The sequence below is a fragment of the Variovorax sp. OV700 genome (assembly GCF_900099805.1).
In the GTDB taxonomy this organism is placed as follows: Bacteria; Pseudomonadota; Gammaproteobacteria; order Burkholderiales; family Burkholderiaceae_C; genus Variovorax.
Window position 1 is genome coordinate 467181 of sequence record NZ_FNDR01000005.1, and the last position, 21913, is coordinate 489093.

At 66.2% G+C, this 21913-nt stretch carries 19 protein-coding genes and 1 tRNA gene; 11 read left to right on the forward strand and 9 right to left on the reverse strand.

Annotation, left to right across the window (positions count from 1 at the left end):
- The first annotated feature begins 12 nt into the window (after positions 1 to 12).
- From BLR24_RS14905 to BLR24_RS14920, 4 genes are all read left to right on the forward strand, one after another.
- Positions 13 to 993 carry an acetyl-CoA carboxylase carboxyltransferase subunit alpha gene (locus BLR24_RS14905; RefSeq protein WP_093018099.1) on the forward strand — a complete coding sequence of 327 codons (981 nt, stop codon included), beginning with the start codon at positions 13 to 15 and terminating at the stop codon, positions 991 to 993.
- A 10-nt stretch (positions 994 to 1003) separates the two neighbouring features.
- Positions 1004 to 1981, forward strand: coding sequence for a tRNA lysidine(34) synthetase TilS (tilS, locus tag BLR24_RS14910; RefSeq protein ID WP_093018101.1), 978 nt, complete (start codon positions 1004 to 1006; stop codon positions 1979 to 1981).
- A 67-nt stretch (positions 1982 to 2048) separates the two neighbouring features.
- A complete protein-coding gene (locus BLR24_RS14915; protein ID WP_093018103.1) occupies positions 2049 to 3317 on the forward strand; it encodes an aspartate kinase in 1269 nt (422 codons plus the stop codon).
- Between the two features lie 26 nt (positions 3318 to 3343).
- Positions 3344 to 3436 (forward strand) — tRNA-Ser (locus BLR24_RS14920).
- A gap of 153 nt (positions 3437 to 3589) precedes the next feature.
- Here the strand turns inward: BLR24_RS14920 and BLR24_RS14925 are convergent.
- On the reverse strand, positions 3590 to 4594 hold the full coding sequence (locus BLR24_RS14925; protein WP_093018105.1) for a LysR family transcriptional regulator: 1005 nt from the start codon (positions 4592 to 4594) through the stop codon (positions 3590 to 3592).
- Positions 4595 to 4698: 104 nt separating this feature from the next.
- Between BLR24_RS14925 and BLR24_RS14930 the strand changes: the two genes are divergently transcribed.
- The 4 genes from BLR24_RS14930 (at position 4699) to BLR24_RS14945 (ending at position 8456) form a co-directional block, all read left to right on the forward strand.
- The gene (locus BLR24_RS14930) at positions 4699 to 5928 is read left to right on the forward strand and encodes a pyridoxal phosphate-dependent aminotransferase (RefSeq protein ID WP_093018107.1); all 1230 of its coding nucleotides are present in this window, start codon (positions 4699 to 4701) and stop codon (positions 5926 to 5928) included.
- Positions 5925 to 6911 (forward strand): Bug family tripartite tricarboxylate transporter substrate binding protein, encoded by a 987-nt coding sequence (locus tag BLR24_RS14935; RefSeq protein ID WP_093018109.1) that lies wholly within the window; start codon positions 5925 to 5927, stop codon positions 6909 to 6911. Before BLR24_RS14930 ends, BLR24_RS14935 begins: the two co-directional genes overlap by 4 nt.
- Before the next feature lie 20 nt (positions 6912 to 6931).
- Entirely contained in the window at positions 6932 to 7618 is a 687-nt protein-coding gene (locus BLR24_RS14940) for an RraA family protein (protein WP_093018111.1), read from the forward strand.
- A 166-nt stretch (positions 7619 to 7784) separates the two neighbouring features.
- On the forward strand, positions 7785 to 8456 hold the full coding sequence (locus BLR24_RS14945) for a hypothetical protein (protein ID WP_093018113.1): 672 nt from the start codon (positions 7785 to 7787) through the stop codon (positions 8454 to 8456).
- A 48-nt stretch (positions 8457 to 8504) separates the two neighbouring features.
- Here the strand turns inward: BLR24_RS14945 and BLR24_RS14950 are convergent, their stop codons facing one another.
- The 4 genes from BLR24_RS14950 to BLR24_RS14965 are packed head-to-tail and all read right to left on the reverse strand — an operon-like array spanning position 8505 to position 11902.
- Positions 8505 to 9314 carry a PPK2 family polyphosphate kinase gene (locus tag BLR24_RS14950; RefSeq protein WP_093018115.1) on the reverse strand — a complete coding sequence of 270 codons (810 nt, stop codon included), beginning with the start codon at positions 9312 to 9314 and terminating at the stop codon, positions 8505 to 8507.
- A gap of 52 nt (positions 9315 to 9366) precedes the next feature.
- Positions 9367 to 9801, reverse strand: a complete 435-nt coding sequence (locus tag BLR24_RS14955) for an RNA-binding S4 domain-containing protein (protein WP_093018117.1) — start codon at positions 9799 to 9801, stop codon at positions 9367 to 9369.
- Between the two features lie 2 nt (positions 9802 to 9803).
- Complete coding sequence (locus BLR24_RS14960; RefSeq protein WP_093018119.1) at positions 9804 to 11225, reverse strand: sensor histidine kinase; 1422 nt, start codon at positions 11223 to 11225, stop codon at positions 9804 to 9806.
- Positions 11222 to 11902, reverse strand: coding sequence for a response regulator transcription factor (locus BLR24_RS14965; RefSeq protein WP_093018121.1), 681 nt, complete (start codon positions 11900 to 11902; stop codon positions 11222 to 11224). Before BLR24_RS14965 ends, BLR24_RS14960 begins: the two co-directional genes overlap by 4 nt.
- Positions 11903 to 12029: 127 nt before the next feature.
- Between BLR24_RS14965 and BLR24_RS14970 the strand changes: the two genes are divergently transcribed.
- The 3 genes from BLR24_RS14970 to BLR24_RS14980 all read left to right on the forward strand — a co-directional run bounded on the left by BLR24_RS14970 (position 12030) and on the right by BLR24_RS14980 (position 15222).
- Positions 12030 to 12989 (forward strand): tripartite tricarboxylate transporter substrate binding protein, encoded by a 960-nt coding sequence (locus BLR24_RS14970; protein ID WP_093018123.1) that lies wholly within the window; start codon positions 12030 to 12032, stop codon positions 12987 to 12989.
- 180 nt (positions 12990 to 13169) lie between these two features.
- Positions 13170 to 13706, forward strand: coding sequence for a tripartite tricarboxylate transporter TctB family protein (locus BLR24_RS14975; protein WP_093018125.1), 537 nt, complete (start codon positions 13170 to 13172; stop codon positions 13704 to 13706).
- 1 nt (position 13707) lies between these two features.
- The gene (locus tag BLR24_RS14980; RefSeq protein WP_093018127.1) at positions 13708 to 15222 is read left to right on the forward strand and encodes a tripartite tricarboxylate transporter permease; all 1515 of its coding nucleotides are present in this window, start codon (positions 13708 to 13710) and stop codon (positions 15220 to 15222) included.
- A 127-nt stretch (positions 15223 to 15349) separates the two neighbouring features.
- On the opposite strand, the gene BLR24_RS14985 is transcribed toward BLR24_RS14980, so the two are convergent.
- The 4 genes from BLR24_RS14985 to BLR24_RS15000 are packed head-to-tail and all read right to left on the reverse strand — an operon-like array spanning position 15350 to position 21901.
- Positions 15350 to 18460, reverse strand: coding sequence for an efflux RND transporter permease subunit (locus BLR24_RS14985; protein ID WP_093018129.1), 3111 nt, complete (start codon positions 18458 to 18460; stop codon positions 15350 to 15352).
- Positions 18457 to 19689, reverse strand: coding sequence for an efflux RND transporter periplasmic adaptor subunit (locus BLR24_RS14990; protein ID WP_093018131.1), 1233 nt, complete (start codon positions 19687 to 19689; stop codon positions 18457 to 18459). Before BLR24_RS14990 ends, BLR24_RS14985 begins: the two co-directional genes overlap by 4 nt.
- The gene (locus BLR24_RS14995) at positions 19686 to 21179 is read right to left on the reverse strand and encodes an efflux transporter outer membrane subunit (RefSeq protein ID WP_093018133.1); all 1494 of its coding nucleotides are present in this window, start codon (positions 21177 to 21179) and stop codon (positions 19686 to 19688) included. Before BLR24_RS14995 ends, BLR24_RS14990 begins: the two co-directional genes overlap by 4 nt.
- The gene (locus BLR24_RS15000) at positions 21176 to 21901 is read right to left on the reverse strand and encodes a CerR family C-terminal domain-containing protein (protein ID WP_093018135.1); all 726 of its coding nucleotides are present in this window, start codon (positions 21899 to 21901) and stop codon (positions 21176 to 21178) included. Before BLR24_RS15000 ends, BLR24_RS14995 begins: the two co-directional genes overlap by 4 nt.
- Positions 21902 to 21913: the final 12 nt, after the last annotated feature.

Consider the following 21913-nt stretch of genomic DNA (forward strand, 5'->3'; position numbering starts at 1 on the left):
CAGGAGAAGACGTTGGCGAAACGAACCTTCCTCGACTTCGAGCAGCCCATTGCTGAACTCGAATCCAAGATCGAAGAACTGCGCTATGTACAGACCGAATCGGCGGTCGACATCTCGGAGGAAATCGACCAGCTCGGCAAGAAAAGTCAGCAGCTCACCAAGGACATCTACAGCGACCTGACGCCCTGGCAGATCACCAAGATCGCCCGGCATCCGGAACGGCCCTACACGCTCGACTACGTCAACGAGATCTTCACCGACTTCGTGGAACTGCACGGCGACCGGCACTTTGCCGACGACCTCTCGATCGTGGGCGGCCTCGCGCGCTTCAACGGCACGCCCTGCATGGTGCTCGGCCACCAGAAGGGCCGCGACACCAGGGAGCGCACCGCGCGCAACTTCGGCATGAGCAAACCCGAGGGCTACCGCAAGGCCTTGCGGCTCATGAAGACGGCCGAAAAATTCAAGCTGCCTGTCTTCACGTTCGTCGATACGCCGGGCGCCTACCCCGGCATCGATGCCGAGGAACGCGGCCAGTCCGAAGCCATCGGCCGCAACATCTTCGAGATGGCGCAGCTCGAGGTGCCGATCATCGTCACCATCATCGGCGAGGGCGGCTCCGGCGGCGCACTGGCCATCTCGGTGGGTGATCAGCTCGTGATGCTGCAGTACTCCATCTACTCGGTCATCAGCCCCGAAGGCTGCGCTTCCATTCTCTGGAAGACCAGCGACAAGGCGCAGGAAGCGGCCGATGCCCTCGGCATCACGGCGCACCGCCTGAAGGCCCTGGGCCTGGTCGACAAGATCGTCAATGAGCCGGTTGGCGGCGCGCACCGCGACCATCGCCAGATGGCCGCCTTCCTCAAGCGCGCGCTCAACGATGCATTCCGCCAGGTCGGCGACCTGAAGCCGAAGGAACTGCTCGATCGCCGCTATGAGCGCTTGCAGAGCTACGGCCGGTTCAACGACACCAAGGCCGACACCGGCAGATAAGCAAGCGCCCATGAACGAAGCCTTCGAACGCGCGATGGCCGCGTTCGAGCCGGCGCATCTGCCGCTGGCGGTGGGCTTCAGCGGCGGCGCGGATTCCACCGCCTTGCTGGCCGCATGCGCGTCGGCCTGGCCGGGGCAGGTGGTGGCCTTCCACGTGCACCATGGCCTGCAGGCTGCGGCGGACGATTTCGAGCAGCACTGCACCGCGGTGTGCGAGCGCCTCGGCGTGCCGCTGGTGGTGCACCGCGTCGATGCCCGGCATGCGCAGGGCGACAGCCCCGAAGATGCGGCGCGGCGCGCCCGTTACGAAGCCTTTACTGCAATGGCGCGCAAGGGCGAACCCGCTGGCGCTATCAAATCCATAGCTCTTGGGCACCATGCGGACGATCAGGTCGAAACCCTGTTGCTGGCCCTTTCCCGGGGCGCGGGTCTTCCGGGCCTGGCCGCGATGCCCGCGCATGCGCAGCGCCACGGGCTCGACATCCATCGGCCATTGCTGGCTGTCCCTGGCGCCGATATCCGCGCTTGGCTCGAAGGCCTCGATTTGCCTTGGATCGAGGACCCGACCAACCAGAACGAGCGCTATACGCGCAACCGGATTCGCGCGGTGCTGCTGCCCGCGCTGGCTCGGACTTTTCCGCAATTCCGCGCCACCTTCGCCCGCAGCATCGGCCATGCAGCGCAGGCGCAACAGTTGCTGAGTGAACTTGCGGCACAGGACCTGGCCGTGGTGGGAGATCCGCCCCGCATCGCAGAGCTGCAGGCGCTTTCGCGCGCGCGGCAAGCCAATGTGCTGCGGCACTGGCTCATGCAGGCGCACGGCTGTGCGCCCAGCGCGGCGCAGTTGGAACAACTGCTGGACCAGGTTCGCGCCTGCACCACACGCGGCCATCGCATCCACCTGAAGGTGGCCGGTGGTTTCATCGAGCGGAGGGGCGATTTTCTGCATTGGTACAATTCCGGGCCCTCGCCCAAGGCTTCGCGCTGACGGTTTGCAGGGCGCCGCGCTTGCACACCGGCGTGAAGCGGCCCCTTCTTTTTCTCTGAATTCACCCATGGCATTGATCGTTCACAAATACGGCGGTACGTCGATGGGCTCGACCGAGCGCATCAAGAATGTTGCCAAGCGCGTCGCCAAATGGGCACGCGCCGGCCACCAGATGATCGTGGTCCCGAGTGCCATGAGCGGCGAAACCAATCGCCTGCTTGGCCTGGCCAAGGAGCTTGCGCCCAGCAAACCCAGCGACGCCCATGGCCGCGAACTCGACATGCTCGCCTCGACCGGCGAGCAGGCTTCGTCCGCGCTGCTGGCCATTGCCCTCCAGGCCGAAGGCATGGAAGCCGTGAGCTACGCGGGCTGGCAAGTGTCGGTGCGCACCGACAACTCCTACACCAAGGCCCGCATCGAGAGCATCGACGACGAGCGCGTGCGCGCCGACCTCGACGCCGGCAAGGTGGTCGTCATCACCGGCTTCCAGGGCGTGGACGAAGACGGCAACATCACCACGCTGGGCCGTGGCGGCAGCGACACCTCCGCCGTGGCCATTGCGGCCGCCATGAAGGCACACGAGTGCCTGATCTACACCGACGTGGACGGCGTCTACACCACCGACCCGCGCGTGGAGCCCGATGCGCGTCGCCTCTCGACCGTGAGCTTCGAAGAGATGCTCGAGATGGCGAGCCTGGGCTCCAAGGTGCTGCAAATCCGCTCGGTCGAATTCGCCGGCAAGTACAAGGTGCCGCTGCGCGTGCTCTCGAGCTTCACGCCGTGGGACATCGACATCAATGAAGAGGCCAAGTCCGGCACGCTGATCACTTTCGAGGAAGACGAAAACATGGAACAAGCCGTCGTATCCGGCATCGCTTTCAACCGCGACGAGGCCAAGATCTCGGTGCTCGGCGTGCCCGACAAGCCGGGCATCGCGTACCACATCCTCGGCGCCGTGGCGGACGCCAACATCGAGGTCGACGTGATCATCCAGAACCTCAGCAAGGATGGCCGCACCGACTTCAGCTTTACCGTGCACCGCAACGAGTACGCCAAGACCGTCGACCTGCTGCAGACCAAGGTCATGCCTTCGCTGAACGCGACCGAAATCGTGGGCGACACCAAGATCTGCAAGGTCAGCATCGTCGGCATCGGCATGCGCAGCCACGTCGGCGTGGCCAGCAAGATGTTCCGCGTGCTGAGCGAAGAGGGCATCAACATCCAGATGATTTCGACCAGCGAGATCAAGACCTCGGTCGTGATCGACGAAAAATATATGGAATTGGCCGTGCGCGCGCTGCACAAAGCCTTCGATCTGGATCAACCGGCCGCCTGACGGTGGCATAATCTCGGCTTCTTTCAGGAACTGTGACCGAGTGGCCGAAGGTGCTCCCCTGCTAAGGGAGTATGGGGTGTAGAGCCTCATCGAGGGTTCGAATCCCTCCGGTTCCGCCAATACGGCTTCTGGTGCCTTCCAGTAGCCTCCAAAAAGCCCAGTAGATCATTGATTTACTGGGCTTTTTCATGGTCTGACTTCTTAGACGCTCCGAGGCTTTCCGGCCCATTCCCGCCTTCAAGCGCCCAACGCGAATCGCTCATCGTTTGGTGCTATTTTCTGGTCTTCCTGACCGGTGCCTTCGCACCCTGGCGGAGCGCGCGTTGCTTTAGGGGCCCGCCCGAGCCCCGCGGCGGCCGTGCCGGGGCCACGTGGTGCTGGCTTGCGCGCAGGGTGAAGTCGCAGGTCTTGACGGCCAGCTCGACGATGCGCGCCAGCGCGGGACTGAAATTGTCGCGCCGGTAGACCGCGCTGTAGACCAGGGGCGGTGGCATGGGGTCGCTCTTCACCACCCGCAGCAAGCCGCTCTTGATGTCCGGGCGCACGTAGTCGAGCGCCTGCTGGCTGATGCCGAAGCCGCTGATCGTCAGTTCGCGCAGGATGGTCGTGCTGTTCGTCAGCATGACCTTGCCGAAGCGAAACCCGTGCTCTGCGCGCCAGGCTTCGTAGAACCTGTTCTTCGAGGCGCCGGCGGGCTGCTCGATCACGGGGTAATCGGCAAACTCATGCGGCTTCAGGGCCCGGGCGGGAATGTCGAGCCGCGGGCTCGCGATCCAGGCCTGGTCGACCTGCCCCACCTTGATCGATTCGAAAGCCTGGCCCCAGAAGGTCCCGGGCATGATGGTCAGGTCGAGCTTGTTGGCTTCCAGGCGCTCGAAGAGCGTAAGCCCGGCGTCCACCACGGGCTCGAGCGTCACCTGGGGGTGCAGCTTCTGGAGCAGCTGGATCAGGCTCGTAAGCCAGGTCATCGCGATCAGTTCCGTCACACCCACCCGGAAGGTGCCGCGCAGCGTCTTGTCGACGCTGATGTCGTGCTGGATGCGCTGCCACAGCCGCTGCGCTTCTTCCGCGAGCGGCAGCAGCTCCCTGCCGGCCTGCGCCAGTTCCAGGCCGTGGGACGTGCGATGCAGCAACGGGCCGCCGAGCGACTGCTCGAGTTCCGCCAGGCGCTTGGAGATGGCCGACTGCGTGGTGTGTAGCTTCACCGCCGCTGCGCTGAAGCTCTGGAGCCTGGCGCTGAAGAGAAAGGCCTCCAGCTGCTTGAAGGTGAAGTTCATTCCAGGGGAATGTACGCCGACGGCTTGCCGCACGAAAAAAAGGAATAGCTCACTGCTCCGATTTCTCGTTTGTCCTGCGGCAACCGGACTTCGATACTGCGTGCATGCTTCACATTGCTCCACGCCTGAATCGAATCAAGCCGTCTCCCAGTTCCATGGCCGGACAGCGAGCGCGCGAGCTGCGCGCGATGGGTCGGGACATCCTCGGCCTTACCGCCGGCGAGCCCGATTTCGAGACGCCCGATCACATCAAGGAGGCGGCAATCCGAGCCATGGCGGCGGGCCAGACCCGGTACACGGATGTGGGCGGCACGCCGTTGCTGAAGGAGGCCATTGCAGGCAAGTTCCTGAACGAGAACGGACTGTCCTACGCGCCGAGCGAGATCATCGTCGGCACGGGCGCCAAGCAGGTGATCTTCAACGCGCTGATGTGCACGGTTGCAGCGGGCGACGAAGTCATCGTGCCGGCGCCTTACTGGGTGTCGTACCCCGACATCGCTTTGCTGGCCGGCGGCGTTCCGGTCTTCGTCGACTGTCCGGCGGCCATGGGTTTCAAGCTGCAGCCCGCGGATCTGGAGCGCGCCATCACCGGCAAGACGCGCTGGCTGATGCTGAACTCGCCGAACAACCCGAGCGGGGCGACCTATACGCGTGCCGAGCTTCTGGCCCTGGCCGAGGTGCTCCGGCGCCACCCCCACGTCTGGATCTTGACCGACGACATCTACGAGCACTTGATCTACGGCGATGCCGAGTTCGCCACCATGGCCCAGGCTGCGCCCGACCTCAAGGACCGCACCCTGACGGTGAACGGCGTTTCCAAGGCCTACGCGATGACAGGCTGGCGCATCGGCTACGGGGCGGGGCCTTCGGCATTCGTCAAGGCGATGGTCAAGCTCCAGTCGCAGAGCACTTCCGGGCCGAACTCCATCGCCCAGGCCGCGGCCGTTGCAGCGCTCACGGGGCCGCAGGACACCATTGCCGCGAACCGGCGCGAATACGAGAAGCGGCGCGACATGGTGGTTGCGTCGCTCAATGCCATCGACGGCATCCGGTGCGATGTGCCCGACGGAGCGTTCTACATCTTCGCCTCATGCAGCGCATTGTTCGGCCTTCGCACACGCAAGGGCGTTGCAATCGAGAGCAGCGACGACTGGGTGATGCACCTGCTCGATTCGCAGGACCTGGCGGCGCTGCAGGGTAGCGCCTACGGCGTACCGACCCATTTCCGCATTTCTTTTGCCGCCAGCACACAACAGCTGCTGGAGGGTTGCCGCCGCATTGCGCAGGCGCGCGACGAACTTTCGGGCCAAGCCATCAACCGGGAACTGCAATGAAACTCCGACCACTCCTGAAGCTGCTGCCGGCTCTTGCCGCAGGCACCGTCTGGCTCGGCGCCGCCCAGGCGCAGGGTACAGATGCTTTTCCGTCGAAGCCGGTGAAGATCCTCGTCGGCTTCTCGCCCGGCGGATCCAACGACGTCGTGGCACGCCTGATTGCTCCGAAACTGGCGGAGGGCCTCGGCCAGCAGGTGCTGATCGAAAACCGCCCCGGTGCCGGCGGCAACATCGCTGCGTCGGCCATGCTCGGCGCGCCTGCGGACGGGCACACGTTGCTGATGTGCACCACCGGAACCCTGTCGATCCAGCCGCACGTCCTGAAGAGCATGCCGTTCGATTCCGAGAAGGACATCGTGCCGGTCACGCAAATCATCTACGCACCCTACATGCTGATGGTCAATGCGACCCTTCCGGTGAAAAGCGTCAAGGAACTGGTCGCCTACGCCAAACAGAAGCCGGGCGAGATCAACTTCGCTTCATCGGGCACGGCCACGGGTGGGCATCTTGCGGGCGAGATGCTGAAGAGCCGCGCCGGCATCGACATCGTTCACGTGGCCTACAAGGGCACCGGCCAGGCCATGACCGATCTCATCGCAGGCCAGGTCTCGATGATCTTCGATCAGCCCGTCAGCTCGATGCAGTACGCGCGCGCAGGCAAGCTCCGCGCGCTGGCCGTGGCCAGTTCGCGCCGGCTGGCCGCCTTTCCCGACATTCCGACCGTGATGGAAGCCGGCGTTCCCGACTTCGAACCCGTGACATGGGCAGGCATTTGCGCGGCGAAGAACACACCGCCGGCCGTCGTGGAGCGCATCCAGCGCGAAGTCGCCAAGGTGCTCGCGATGCCTGAGATCTCCAAGCGGCTCGCCGCCGACGGCCTGGAGCCTGTAGGAAGCACCCCCGAGCAGTTCCGCGCCTTCCTGGCTGCGGACAAGCGCAAATGGGGCCGCGTCGTGAAAGACGCCGACGTCAAGGCCGAGTAAGAACGAGAACGAGAGAGACGATGAACCAGCTTCCCGATATCGTGCGCGACTTCGAACGCGTTTCCTCCGATCTGGTCCGGCAGGCTTCGGCTTTCCAGCCCGCCATCCTTGCCGACGTTGCGGGTCGCCGAGGCGCGCTGCACGGCCGCATCCGGGCCTTGCGCCACCGGATGAAGCTGGCCGGCAGCGCGCTCACGGTGGAAGTGCGGCCGGGCGACAACCTGATGATCCACGCCGCCATCGCGCTGGCAAAGCCCGGCGACGTGCTGGTGATCGATGGCAAGGGTGATCAGAGCGCCGCCCTGATGGGCACGATCATGATGACCGCCTGCCGGCAGCTCGGCATTGCCGGCGTGGTGATCGATGGCGCGGTGCGCGACAGCGCCGAGATCGACGTGATGGACTTTCCCGTTTTCTCGGTCGGCACCAATCCCAATGGCCCGACCAAACTGGCCCCAGGGCGGATCGGGCACACGGTGTCCGTGGGCGGCGTGGCCGTCCGTTCGGGCGACCTGATCGTGGGCGACGCCGACGGCGTGGTGGTGGTCGAGCGGGAAAAGGTTGAAGCGTTCATTCGCGCGGCGAAATTGAAGGTCGAGGAAGAAGCCGCGCGCGTCGAGGCCATCGCGAGGGGCGACACGACGGCCAAGTGGCTGGTGGCTTCCCTGCGCAAGGCGGGCGTGCTCAAGGAACACGAGACGCTCTGATTCAGCGAACGTGCAGTGCCGCGTGGAACGCTCCGTCTCCCGAAGTCTTTAACCGAAAGTATTCAAGCCGTTGGCCGTCGCGAGGTTGCGACAAAAATGGCGAAAAAGTAACCATCTGTATGGTTAAATCGGCAGAAATATCGCGAAAGAGGACGAGGGAAATTCCATGAAGCTGCTGCTGAGCATCGTGTGCGCCGTTGTTGCATTGGCCGGGTGCGTCAGCACGCCGCCGCCGACTCCGACGCAGCCCGGAACAGGATCAGGCCTGTCTTATGTGCCCATGGTGGCCATGGAGGGTGTCGACAAGGCCCGCTATGACAGCGACGTGGCCGATTGCCGCACTGCGGCAATGCGGATCACCGCGCGTAGCGAGTCTGGCGACGCCATGTGGCTGGCATTGGGCCTGGGCCTGATCACGGTGCATGGCCAGGGCATCGTCGCTGCGGCTTCGTACACGGGCATTTCGGCAGCGGCGATCGACATGTCTTACCGGCCCGATGCCAGCCTGATTGCCGAGCATCAGCAGATCGCGCTGGTGCACTGCATGGCCAAGCGCGGCTACCGCAATCTCGACCCCAACGTGCGCGACACGTTCTACGGCCATGCCTTCAACCCGGAGGTCGTACTGGCGCCGCGCAGGACTGGCGTGGACACCTACAACGCCGAAATTCTTGCCAAGGCCGGCCAATGCAGCATTCAGCCGCGGGCTGAACTGACGGCCAAGGGCCCGGGCTACGAGTCGTACAGCGTGCCGTGTTCGAACGGCGCCACCTTGGCGGTGCGCTGCGAATTCGGCAAGTGCCGCGTGCTGGGGCAGCCGGCTATTCGCCGCTCCTGAAGCTCGCACATGCCGGGCCGCGAGCGCGGGCAACCGGCGCTCGCCTGATCACTTGATGATCATGCCCTTGAGCGCAGGGTCGGCGGGAGGTGCCTTGAGCTTCATGTCGCGCAGCGTCTTCATCAGCAGCCGGGCAATCATGAGATTGCGATGCCGCTTGTGGTTGGCGGGTATCACGTACCACGGCGCGTGCTCGGTCGAGGTTGCGCGCAGAGCCTTGTCGTAGGCCTCCTGGTAGACGTTCCACTTGGTGCGCACCTCGAGGTCGCCCATGCTGAACTTCCATTGCTTGCCGGGCGTGTCGATGCGGGCCTGCAGACGTTCGCGCTGCTCGTCCTTGTCGATGTGAAGCATGCACTTGACGACGGCCGTGCCGGTCTCGACCAGCAGACGCTCGAAATCATTGATCTGCGCATAGCGCCGCCTGGCCTCGGCCTTGTCGATCCAGCCCTCGACCACGGGCACCAGCACGTCTTCGTAGTGGCTGCGGTTCCACACCGCGATTTCGCCCGCGCGAGGCACGACCGCATGGCAGCGCCAGAGATAGTCGTGTGCGCGTTCGTCGTCGCTCGGCGCCTTGAAGGCCGTGACCCGGACACCCAGCGGAGAAGTGCGCGAAAAAACCCAGCGCACGGTGCCGTCCTTGCCGCTGGTGTCCATGCCTTGCAGCACCAGCAAGACCTTGCGGCGGCCCTCGGCATGCAACAGGTCCTGCATTTCGTCGAGTTCGACCGCGAGGGCGTCGATCTCTGCGACCTGCGCGGCTGTGTTTCCCTCCAGAAAGGGTGTTTCGCCGGGGCTTACCTGCGAGAGTTTGAACGTGTTGCCATCGACGCGGTATTTCTTGAGGTTGGCCATGAACCCGGGCTCCGTGCAAAGACACGCAGCGTACGCGATCGGCCGCGGGCGATCAGCGATCGGTGTCGTCGGGATCGATGGACGCGCTCCAGCGGTTGTCCCAATCGGCATGCCGTGCCGCACCGTCGAGCTCGCGTCGGTCGCGCTTGGTCGGCCGGCCCTGCACGATGGCCAGTGCCGGTTCGCTGCCCATGCGGCGTTGCTCGCGCATCTCGGCCTGCGCCGCAATGCTCTCCGGCGTTTCTTCATAAAGCTGCTGCGCTACGGGCGCCGGCCCGCGCTGGCCGCTCAAGCCGCGCACCCTGACCGTGCGCGTCACGGCGCCCAGGCGTATGGCCACGGTGTCCCCCGCCTTGACCTCCCGGGACGCCTTGGCGATGTCGCCGTTGACCTGTATCCGGTTTTTGCCGATTTCATCCGCAGCCAGGGATCGCGTCTTGAAGAAGCGGGCGGCCCAGAGCCATTTGTCGATGCGCAAGCGATCCATATTCAAGAATTGTGGCGGTAGACCGGGAGCCGCACGACAGCGTCGAGCCCGACCACCTGTGCGGAATTTTCCTGCACGCTGCGGTTGTCCAGGCTGATCCGTCCGCCCAGGGCGAGCACGATCTCGCGGCAGATTGCAAGGCCCAGCCCGGAGCCGCTGGCCGTGTCGCCGGCGGCGAAGGGCGCGAACAGGCGCTGGCGCAGTTCGGCCGAAATGCCAGGGCCCTCGTCGCGCACCGTCAGAACGGCTTCGTTCTCGTCGGAGCGCACCATGACGGAGAGCGCGCCGCCCCGCGGGCTCTGCTTGATGGCGTTGTGCAGCAGGTTGCGCGTGAGCTCCTGCAGCATCCACTGGTGCGCGCGCACCGTCACGGGGTGGTCGATGTCCAGCTCGAAATCGAGCGACTTGTCTGCGATCAGTGGTGAGAGGTCCAGCGCAATCTGCCGCACCACCTCGCCGAGTTCCAGCGGAACCGATTCCGGCTGCTGCCGCAGCTGCTCGACCTTGGCGAGCGACAGCATCTGGTTGGCGAGCGTGGTGGCACGCTCCACCGTCTGGCTGATTTCGCGGAGCGCCTGTTCGGGCGCCACATCGCCGCGCCTTGCCGACTGCACCTGCGCCTTCAGGACGGCCAGCGGCGTGCGCAACTGATGGGCACTGTCGCGCACGAAGCGCTTCTGGTGGTCGAGCAGGCGCTGCAGCCGGCCCATGACCTCGGTGGTGGCGTCGACCAGCGGCCGTAGTTCACGCGGGGCATCGGGCGCATCGATGGGCGACAGGTCGTCGGCCGCACGCTTCTCGATGGCTTCGCCGAGCTCCCGCACCGGCCGCGTGGCGCGCTGCACCACCAGCACCGTGACCAGCGCGATGACGCCCATCAGCAGCAGCTGCCGCCACAGCATGTCGACGAGCAGCTTGCGCACCAGCGTTTCGCGCAGCTCGAGGGTTTCGGCCACCTGCACCACGGCCATGCCGCGGCCGCGGCCGCTGGACACGGGTTGCAGCAGCACCGCCATCCGAACGGGCTGGTCGCGAAAGCGCGCATCGTAGAAATCGACCAGCGCCGAATAGGCTCCGCGATCGGGGATGCGGCCACGCCAGAACGGCAGTTCGGCAAAGCCCGAAACCATCTCGCCATCGAGCGCCGAAACCCGATAGAAAAGCCGGCTGCGGTTGTCCGCCTCGAAGGCTTCCAGCGCGGAGTAGGGCACGATGGCGCGCAGCCGCGCCCCGTCGTCGTAGCCTTCGACGTCGAGCTGCTCGCCGATGGTCTTGGCCGACGCGAGCAGCGTGCGGTCGTAGGCGGTGGTGGCTGCGGCCAGGCTCTGCCGGTACAGGCTCACGCTGTTGATCACGATGAAAATGGCCACCGGCGCGAGAATGCCGAACAGCAGCCTCGCGCGCAGCGACAAGGCCGCCTTCATGGCTCCGCGCGCAAGAGATAGCCCAGTCCGCGCAGCGTCATCAGCGCGGCACCGGTGCCCACGAGCTTCTTGCGAAGGCGATACACCACCACCTCGACAGCCTCGTATTGCACGTCGGTCTCGCCCGGAAACACGAGCTCGAAAAGCCGTTCCTTGCTGACCGCATGGCCCGGCTTCATCATCAGCGCCTTGAGCAGCGCCAGTTCGCGCGGCGTGAGTTCCAGGATGCCGCCGCGGTGGTAGATGGCGCCGCTTTCGGGCTCGAAACGCAGGCCGCCGACCTCCTGTGGATTGAGGATTACGTCGGCGCCGGCGTTCTGGTGGCGCCGTCGCAGGGCGCGGATGCGCGCTTCGAGCTCATCGAGGTCGAAGGGCTTGGGCAGGTAGTCGTCGGCACCGGCATTCAGGCCCATGATGCGGTCGCCCACCGTGCCGCGGGCGGTCAGCAGCAGCACGGGCGTGCGCAGTCCCGCGGCGCGCGCCTCGGCCAGCACCTGGAGGCCGTCCAGGTTCGGCAGGCTCAGGTCGAGCGCCACCACGTCCGGCTCCAGGGCGCGCCATTGCTCGACGGCCAGGGCGCCATCGCCGCAGATGCGCACGTCGATCTTGCTGCGGGCGAGGGCGCGCTGCAGGGTGACCTGCATCGAGGGATCGTCTTCAACCAGCAGCAGCTTCATGGACGTGGAGGGGGCAATGGTACTTCGGTGTTTTCCCCAGTCCGGTGGACAGCCAACTGACAGCGGGGCGGCGCATGATAGCGGCTCAGGTCCAAGTCAGGTTTTCTTTAGTTACCAGGAGACATCGATGCGTCGCGACACCTTTTTGAAGTCATTGGCCGCGCTGGCCGCCGCCGGAGCGCTGCCGTTGTCGGCGCGCGCCGCAGCCAACGTCAAGATGATGATTCCAGCCAACCCGGGCGGTGGCTGGGACACCACGGGCCGCGCGCTGGGCAAGGCATTGACCGAAGCCAAGCAGGCGGACACGGTCACCTATGACAACAAGGGCGGCGCCGCCGGCGCACTGGGCCTGGCCCAGTTCGTGAACGGCTCCAAGGGCGATCCGAATGCGCTCATGGTGATGGGCTCCGTCATGCTCGGCGGCATCATCACCGGCAAGCCGCCGGTCAATCTTTCGCAGGCCACGCCCATTGCGCGCATGACCACCGAATACAACGTCTTCGTGCTGCCGGCCAATTCGCCGTTCAAGACCATGAAGGACGTGGTCGATCAGCTCAAGAAAGATCCCGGCAGCGTCAAGTGGGGCGGCGGTTCGCGCGGCTCCACCGAGCACATTGCCGCGGCCATGATCGCGCAGAAGTCCGGCGCCGATCCGTCCAAGATCAACTACGTGGCCTTCCGGGGCGGCGGCGAGGCCACGGCGGCCATTCTGGGCGGCAACGTCACCATCGGCGGCAGCGGCTACAGCGAGTTCGCCGAGTACATCGCCGCCGGCAAGATGAAAGCCGTCGCCGTCACGTCCGCCCAGCGCCTGCCGGGCATCAACGTGCCCACGCTCAAGGAGCAGGGCATCGATGTCGAGATCGGCAACTGGCGCGGCGTCTACGGCGCCCCCGGCATCACCGCCGAGCAGCGCAAGGCGCTGACCGACATGGTGCTGGCTGCCCTCAAGAGCCCGTCGTGGGCCGAATCGCTCAAGAAGAACGACTGGACGCCGGCCGTGCTTTCGGGCGAGGCTTTTGCCAAGTTCGTCGACGACGACTTCGCCAGCCTGCGCGCCATCATGGCCAAGTCCGGAATGATTTGAACCTCGGTCGCCCCCAGTCTTCGCGCACTTCGTGTCGCTACGCCAACCCCCTACCGGGGGGGCAACACCAGCGGCCCGGCAAAGCCCGTTCCGCGGTGTTTCTGGAAGGGGATGGGGGCTCTTTCGCTAGTGTGACCTTTCAATGGGTCCCATTCCTTTCCCTGACTGTGGGAGCAAAAAATGACAACTCCAGAATCCTCGGTCTCACCGCAACCCGCGGCCATCTGGCCGCAAACCCTGGTCGGCGTCGGCGTGCTGCTGACCGGCCTGGCGCTGGCTTTCGGCGCCATCGGCATTCCTTCCGAAGCCGGCTATGGCGGCGTCGGCCCTAACTTCCTGCCCTGGCTGGTGTCGGGCGTGCTCACGCTGTGCGGCGGCTGGATCCTGTGGGAAGCACGCAGCGGCGGCTTTCGTGAGCTCGATGCACCCACGGGCGCCGAGCAGGCCTATTGGCCGGGTTTCGTCTGGGTGTCGGCAGGCCTGCTGCTCAATGCGGCGCTCATCACCCAACTCGGCTTCATCCTGAGCTGTACGCTGTGCTACGTGATGGCGGTGCAGGGCTTGCGCCGCGCCAGCGGACAGCCTTCGGCCAATCTGCCGCGAACCTGGGCCATCGATTTGCTGACCGGCGCGCTCATTGCCGCACCCGTGTTCTGGATGTTCACCAAGTTCCTGGCCATCAACCTGCCGGGCCTCACCACCACCGGTTGGATCTGACATGGAAATCTTCAACGCACTCATGACGGGTTTCGCCGCGGCGATCACCCCTGTCAATCTGCTCTGGTGCCTGGTGGGCTGTGCCCTCGGCACGGCCGTTGGCGTGCTGCCGGGCATCGGGCCCGCTGTGGCGGTTGCCATGCTGCTGCCGATCACGGGCAAGGTCGAGATCACGGCCTCGATGATCTTCTTCTCGGGCATCTACTACGGCGCCATGTACGGCGGTTCGACCACGTCGATCCTGCTCAACACGCCGGGTGAGACGGCCAGCATGGTCACGGCCATGGAAGGCAACAAGATGGCCAAGAGCGGACGGGCGGGCGCTGCGCTCGCGACCGCCGCCATCGGCTCCTTCGTGGCCGGCACCATCGCCACGGTCATCGTCACGCTGTTCGCACCCTTCGTGGCCGAGTTCGCCGTGAAGCTCGGGCCGCCCGAGTATTTCCTGCTGATGCTGCTGGCCTTCACCACGGTGAGCGCGGTGCTGGGCAAGAGCACGTTGCGCGGCATGACGGCGCTGTTCATCGGCCTGGCGGCCGGCTGCGTCGGCCTCGACCAGATCTCGGGCCAGGGCCGGTACACCGGCGGCGTGCCAGAACTGCTCGACGGCATCGAGATCGTGCTGGTGGCCGTGGGCCTGTTTGCGGTGGCCGAAGTGCTGTACGCCGTGCTCTACGAGGGCAAGGTGGTCGAAGGCCAGAACAGGCTGAGCCGCGTCCACATGACCAAGCGCGACTGGAAACGCTCGATCCCGGCATGGTTGCGCGGCACCGCCATCGGCACGCCGTTCGGCTGCATTCCCGCCGGCGGCACCGAGATCCCGACTTTCCTGAGCTACGCGATGGAAAAGAAACTGGCCAAGAACCCGGAAGACAAGGCCGAGTTCGGTACCGCTGGCGCCATCGAAGGCGTGGCCGGCCCCGAAGCCGCCAACAACGCCACGGTGACCGCCGCGCTGATTCCGCTGCTCACGCTGGGCATTCCGACGTCGAACACCACCGCCATCCTGCTCGGCGCGTTCCAGAACTACGGTATCCAGCCGGGACCGCAGTTGTTCACCACCTCGGCTGCCCTGGTGTGGGCACTGATCGCGTCGCTCTACATCGGCAACGTGATGCTGCTGGTGCTGAACCTGCCGATGGTCGGCCTGTGGGTCAAGCTGCTGAAGATTCCGAAGCCGCAGCTCTATGCGGGCATCTTGATCTTCGCGACGGTGGGTGCCTACGGCATGCGCCAGAGCGCGTTCGACCTGTTCCTGCTGTACGGGATCGGCCTGCTCGGCGTGGTGATGCGGCGCTTCGACTTTCCGACCGCTCCTGTGGTGGTGGGCATGATTCTGGGGCCGCTCGCTGAAGCGCAGTTGCGCAACGCCATGTCGATCGGTGAGGGCAGTGCTGTGGTGTTCTTCCAGCGGCCTATGTCGATCACGCTGGTGGTCATCATTGTGGCTGTGCTGGTGTTGCCGCGTGTGGCTAAGCGCATGAGTGAGCGGAAGTTGGCTCGGTTGGCGGTTTGACTCTTCCTGCCCTCGTTTGAGGGCGGGAAGGACAGTTGCTTCTAATACCGCTGCGCGGCGCTTGCTTCCCGAGGCCGGGGCGACACCCGGCCTCGGGAAGCAAACGACACGCAGCGTTAAAAAAGCGTCAACCAGCCGTCCGCTCCACCAGGTCATCATCAATATGCGGATCAGCCGGCTGCCCCCGAACCTTCCGCACAGTCCGCCGAATCCAATGCTCGATGTCGTCCACATAAGTGAACACAGCCGGCACCACCAGCAGACTTAGCACGGTCGACGTGATCAGCCCACCGATCACCGCCATCGCCATCGGCGACCGGAAGCTCGAATCGGCCGCGCCAAGGCCCACGGCAATCGGCAGCATGCCCGCACCCATCGCCAGGGTGGTCATGATGATGGGCCGGGCGCGCTTGTGGCAGGCATCGCGCAGGGCCTCCCAGCGGGTCATGCCGTGGTCGCGGCGCGCCACGATGGCGTACTCCACCAGCAGGATCGAGTTCTTGGTGGCAACGCCCATCAGCATGATCAACCCGATCAGCGACGGCATCGAAAGCGCCTTCTGGCCGATGAGCAGGCCCACGAAGGCACCGCCGAGCGCCAGGGGCAGTGCGCAAAGAATCGTCACCGGATGCAGGAAGTCCTTGAACAGCAGCACCAGCACGATGTAGATGCACAGCACGCCCGTGAGCATCGCAAGGCCGAAGCTCGCGAACAGCTCGGTCATCACTTCCGCGTCGCCCACCTCGGTCACGCGCACGCCGGGCGGCAGTTTCTGGATCGAGGGCAGCGCCGTCACTGCGGTCTTGGCATCGCCGAGCCCGACGCCCGAAAGCTCGATCTCGAAGTTGACGTTGCGCGAGCGGTCATAGCGATCAATGACGGCCGGGCCGCCTTCCATCGTCAATGAAGCCACCTGGCTCAGCATCACCGGTCCGCGCGCGCCGGGTACCGAAAGGCGGCCGAGCAGGTCGAGATTCTGCCGTGCCGAGTCTTCTAGCTTCACCACGATGGGCACCTGCCGCTGCGCAAGGTTGAGCTTGGCCAGCGCCTGGTCGTAGTCGCCGAGCGTGGCCACGCGCAGCGTCTCGGCGATGGCTGAACTGGTCACGCCCAGGTCGGCGGCGCGTGCGAAGTCGGGGCGCACAGCGATCTCGGGGCGCACCAGGCTCGCGGTCGAGGTGATGTTGCCGAGGCCGGGAACCGTGCGCAGGTCTTTCTCGACCGCGCTGGCCGCACTGGCCAGCGCCGCCGGGTCTTCACCGGTGAGCGCGAGGATGTATTTTTCGCCCGAACCGCCGAGGCCCACGGTGCTGCGCACGCCGGGCAGGGTTTCAAGCGCCGTGCGAATCTGGTTTTCGATCACCTGTTTGCGCGGGCGGTCGCCGCGCTCGTCCAGCTTGATGGTCAGCGTGGCCTTGCGCGTTTCGGGTGTTCCGAAATTGGCGAAGGGATCGCCGCCCGCGCTGCCGCCCGCCACGGTGGTGTAGACGCTTTTCACGTGCTTGATCTGCATCACGCGGCGCCGCGTTTCTTCCGCGGCCGCAGTGGTCTGGGCGAGCGTGGAGCCGGGTGCGAGCGAGAGGTAGATCTGCGTCTGCGAGTTGTCGTCCGGCGGAATGAAGCCGGTCTTCAGCAGCGGGATCATCGCCAGCGAACCGAAGAAGAAGAGGGTGGCGAGCACCATCGTCTTGAAGCGATGGTGCGTGCTCCATTCGACGGCGCGCATGTAGGCGGTGAGCCAGCGCGGCTCCTTTTCGGCGCCGACGACCGGCTTCAGGATGTAGGCCGCCATCATGGGCGTGAGCACCCGCGCCACCACCAGCGACGCGAACACCGCCAGCGAGGCCGTCCAGCCGAACTGCTTGAAGAACTTGCCGGCCACGCCGCTCATGAAGGCCGTGGGCAGGAACACCGCGATCAGCGTGAATGTGGTGGCGATCACCGCCAGGCCGATTTCGTCGGCCGCCTCCATGGCCGCCTCGTAAGGCGACTTGCCCATGCGCAGGTGGCGCACGATGTTTTCCACCTCCACGATGGCGTCGTCCACCAATATGCCGACCACCAGCGAGAGCGCGAGCAGCGAGATCACGTTGACCGAGAAGCCCAGCAGGTGCATGCCGATGAAGGCCGGGATCACGGACATGGGCAGTGCCACCGCCGAGACGAAAGTGGCGCGCCAGTCGCGCAGGAACAGCCACACCACGATCACCGCCAGGATGGCGCCTTCATACAAGAGGTGCAGCGAGCCGTCGTACTCCTCTTCCACCGGGTCGACGAAGTTGAAGGCTTCCGTCAACTCGATGTCGGGGCGCTGCACGCGCAGGTCGGCCAGCGCTTTTTGAATGGCGCGGCCCACCTCCACTTCGCTGGCGCCGCGGCTGCGGGCCACTTCGAAGCCGACCACCGGTTTTCCGTTGAGCAGCGCGGCGGCGCGCGGTTCGGCGATGGTGTCGCTGATTCGCGCCACCTGGTCGAGCCGCACGCGTCGGCCATCGGAGAGCGCAATCTGCATGTCGGCGAGCTGGTCGGCCGACTGCACGGTGGCCATGGTGCGCACCGGCTGCTCGCTGCCGCCCAGGTCGATGCGGCCACCGGCGCTTTCGGTCTGCACCTGGCGCAGCTGGCGCGAGATGTCGGCCGCCGAGGCGCCCAGCGCCTGCAGCTTGGCCGGATCGAGGTCGACATGCACCTGGCGCGTGACGCCACCCACGCGGTTCACCGCACCCACGCCCGGAAGCGCGAGCAGTTTCTTGGTGATGTCGTTGTCCACGTACCAGCTCAGCGCCTCGATGTCCATGCGCGCCGAGGCGATGGTGAAAGCCAGCACCGGCTGGGCCGCGAAGTCGAGTTTGGTGACCACCGGGTCGCGCACGTCGGCCGGCAGGTCGGCGCGCACGCGCTGCACCGCGGACCGCACGTCGTCCACGGCCTCCTGCACCGGCTTCTCGAGCCGGAACTCGACGATCAGCGTGGCGGCGCCGTCCTGCACCTTGGTGGTGATGTGCTTCAGGCCCTGCACCGTGGCAATGGAGTTCTCGAGCTTGCGCGCGACGTCGGTCTCCAACTGCGAAGGCGCGGCCCCGGGCAGCGCCGCCGAGACCGTCACGGTCGGCAGGTCGATGTCCGGAAAGTTCTGCACCTTCATCGCGTTGAACGACAGCAGCCCACCGAAGGTGAGCAGCACGAACAGCATCACCGCCGGAATCGGGTTGCGGATGGACCATGCGGAAACATTCATGGACGTACCTTCGTTTCGTTCGCGCCCTGCCTGCCCGCGGCGGCCGAGGCGGCCGATGCAGCGGGCTGGGCACCTGCGGTTGCCGGCGCGGGCGCCGCCACCACGCGCACCAGGTCGCCGTCATTCAGGAAGCCGGCCCCTTGCACCACGATCTGCGCGCCTTCGGGCAGCGCGCTGGTGATCTCGACGCGCTCACCGACGCGGCGGCCGGTCTGCACCTTGAGCTGCGCCACGCGGTTGTCGGGCAGCAGCATGAAGACGTTGTTGAAGCCGTCGCGCGGAACGATGGAGGTCTGCGGCACGGTGGGCGCCGAGCTGCGGCCGAGCTCGAAGTCGCCGCGCGCGAACATGCCGGCCTTGATGCCGGTGTTCTGCTGCACGTTCGGCAGGTCGACGTAGACCAGCGCCGCGCGCGTTTGCGGATCGACCGTGGGCGCGATGCTGCGCACCTTGCCGCGCACCTGCGCGCCGCTGGCGCTGACCACGAAGGCCGTGGTGCCCACCGCGATGCGGCTGAGCTCGGCCGAGGTGACCTCGGCGCGCCATTCGAGTCGGCCTTGGCGGATTAGCCGGAACAGCTCGGTGCCGGAGGCCACCACGCTGCCGACCGTGGCGGTGCGCGATGAGATCACGCCGTCGTCGGGGGCCAGCACCTGCGTGTTGCGCCCGCGAACCTGCTGCGCGGTAAGCACGGCTTCGGCGGCCTCGACGCGTGCCTTGGCGGTCTGCTCGGCGGTCTGGTACTGGTTGATCTGCTGCTGGCTCAGCGCGCCGGTGGCCTGCAGCGTGCGGGCGCGCGCCGCGTTGCCGGCTGCGTCGGCGGCGGTGGCCCTGGCTTCGGCGAGCGAGGCACGCGATTGCGCGATGTCTGCTTGCACGGTCTCGGGCGAGAAGACGGCGAGCACCTGACCCTTCTTGACCACGTCGCCCACGTTCACGCGCACTTCAGCGAGCCGGAGCCCGGTGGACTCGGAGCCCACGATGGCCTCCTGCCAGGCGGCCACGTTGCCGTTGGCCGCAAGGGTCTGCGTGAGCTCGGTGAGTTCGGGCTTGGCGACCGTGACCGTCAACGTCGGCCGAGCAGCCGGGGCACCCGCCTTGTCCTTGGCGACCGCCGCCGGGGTGCCGGGCTCGCTCGCTGGCTTGCGTGTCAGCCACACGACCGCCGCAACGACGATGACGAGCGCCAGCAGCGCGATGGCGAGGGTGGAGCGTTTGATACTTTTCATGGCGACGTCGCGACCTTGGCGGCCGGGTTGGAAGTCATCGAGGGCGATCCGGGGCGGGCCCAGCCACCGCCCATCGAGCGGTAGAGCGCAACCCAGGCTTGGGCCCGTTCGCGCTGCAGCGAGACGCGCGCGGTTTGCGCGGCAAAGAGGGTGCGGCGCGAATCCTCGAGTTCGAACAGGCTGGCCAATCCGCTCTGGTAGCGGGCCTGTGTGGCGTCGAAGGAAGCCTGATAGTTCTTCACAGCGGAATCGGCGTCGGTGGCGCGCGCATCGGTGGCGTCGAGATTGACCAGTGCTTCTTCGACCTCGCGCACCGCTTGTCGCACGTTCGCGCGGTAGAGCGACACGGCTTCGGTGTAGCGCGCCTTGGCCGCATCGCTGTTGGCCGCGCGTGCGCCGCCGTCGAGCAGCGGGACGGTGAGCGACACCGGGCCAATCGACCAGGTGTCGAGCGACGCCCGAAAGCCGCTGGTGCGGATCTGCATGCGGCCGATGGAGCCCGAGATGCTGAGCTTGGGATAGCGCTCGGCTTCGGCGGAGCCCACGTCCGCGCTGGCCGATGCCACGCCGAGTTCGGTCGCATACACGTCGGGCCGCTGCGAGATGGCTTCGGCCGGCACGCTGGCGATGCTGCCCACCACCGGCAGCGCACGCTGCGCGGGGGAGGCGGCCAGCTTCTGTTCGAGCGTGGGCTCGTCGATGCCGCTGAGCGCCACCAGCGCCTTGCGCTGCACCGCGCACTGGGCGCGCTGCTGCGTGAGGCGGCCCGAGGCGTCCGAGGCGCTGGCGCGCGCCAGCGCGGCGTCGGCCGGGGCAGTGAAACCGGCGCGCGCCGACAGGTCCGTGAGGCGCGCGGTTTCGCCGCGCGATTTCGCATCCGATTCGGCCACGCGCAGCTGCTGCTGGCAGGCGCGTTCAGCGAAGTACGCATTGGCCGTTTCGGCCGCGACGGCCACGCGCGCGTCATGCCATTTGGCGGTGGCGCTGCTGAGCTTCTGCTCGGCCGAATCGCGGTCGGAGCGCAGGCGGCCGAACAGGTCGATCTCCCATCTGGATTGCAAGCCGGCCTGCAGCGTGGTCACCGGCGCGATGGCCGCGCTGGCGCTGGTGGACGAGGAGGCCGTCGTGCCGCCTGAGCCGAAGGAAGAGCCCGAGACACCGCGGCTGGCCGACAGCGTGCCATCCAGGTTGGGCAGCAGCGCCGCGCCGGCCTGCACGCGCGTGGAGCGCGCCTCGGCCACGCGCGCAGCGGCGCTCGCGAGGTTGGGGCTTGCGGTTTCGGCCGCAGCAATCAGTTCGACCAGCAGCGGGTCGTCGAGCTGGCGCCACCAGTCGGCCAGCGAAGCCACCGAGCCGCCGTGGGGCAGCGGCGCATGCCACTGCGCGGGGAACGGCGCCTCCACCGTGGCCGGCGGGCGCGTCAGGCCGCAGCCGGCCAGGCCCACACCGAGCGGCAGGCACACGGCGGCAATCCATCGAAGTCGTCTCATGTCTTCTTTCTCCCGGAACGGGCAGCAGGTACGGCCGTGGGCTTGGCAATCGCTTTGCGGCGCAGGACTTCCGCCTCGACCAGCGCAACGGCATAGCCCGTGAGGCGTTGCGCCCATGCGTCCACATTTTTCGGAGTGTTCAGCAGTGAAGGGCGTATGGCGTCGACCAGATCCTGGCTCACGAAAAGCTGCACCGCGAGCCCGGTGATGGCGAAGGTCAGGCGGTGCACGTCGTCGTCGGGCCGCGCAAGACCCAGGCGGCGGCACAGCACGCCGGCAATCGCAATGTGTGGCGCCTTGATGTCGCGCTCGAATTCCTTGGCCCACTGGCTGGTGGGCTCGAGCATCTCACGCATGTGCAGCTGGATGCATTGCCGAACGATCTCGCCCTGCTTGAGCGGCTCGACCATGCGGGTGAAGAAGATGCGCAGTGCTTCTTCCATCGGCAGATCGGGCGCGTCGTACAGCGAAACGAAATCTCCGGCATTGCCGCCCATCGGTTCGCCGAAGGTGGCGGCATACAAACCGGCCTTGTCGCCGAAGTAGTAGCTGATGGCCGAGATGTTGACGTCCGCCGCGCGCGCGATCTCGCGGGTCGAGGTCTTGGCGTAGCCGTTGGCCGCAAAGAGGGCCAGGGCGGCGTAGAGAAGGCGCTGGCGCGCTTCGACGCCGTCGCTGCGCGGCGCGCGGGCGGAAATGGCTTGCAGGGCAGGAGCGCTCATGCCGGCGATTAG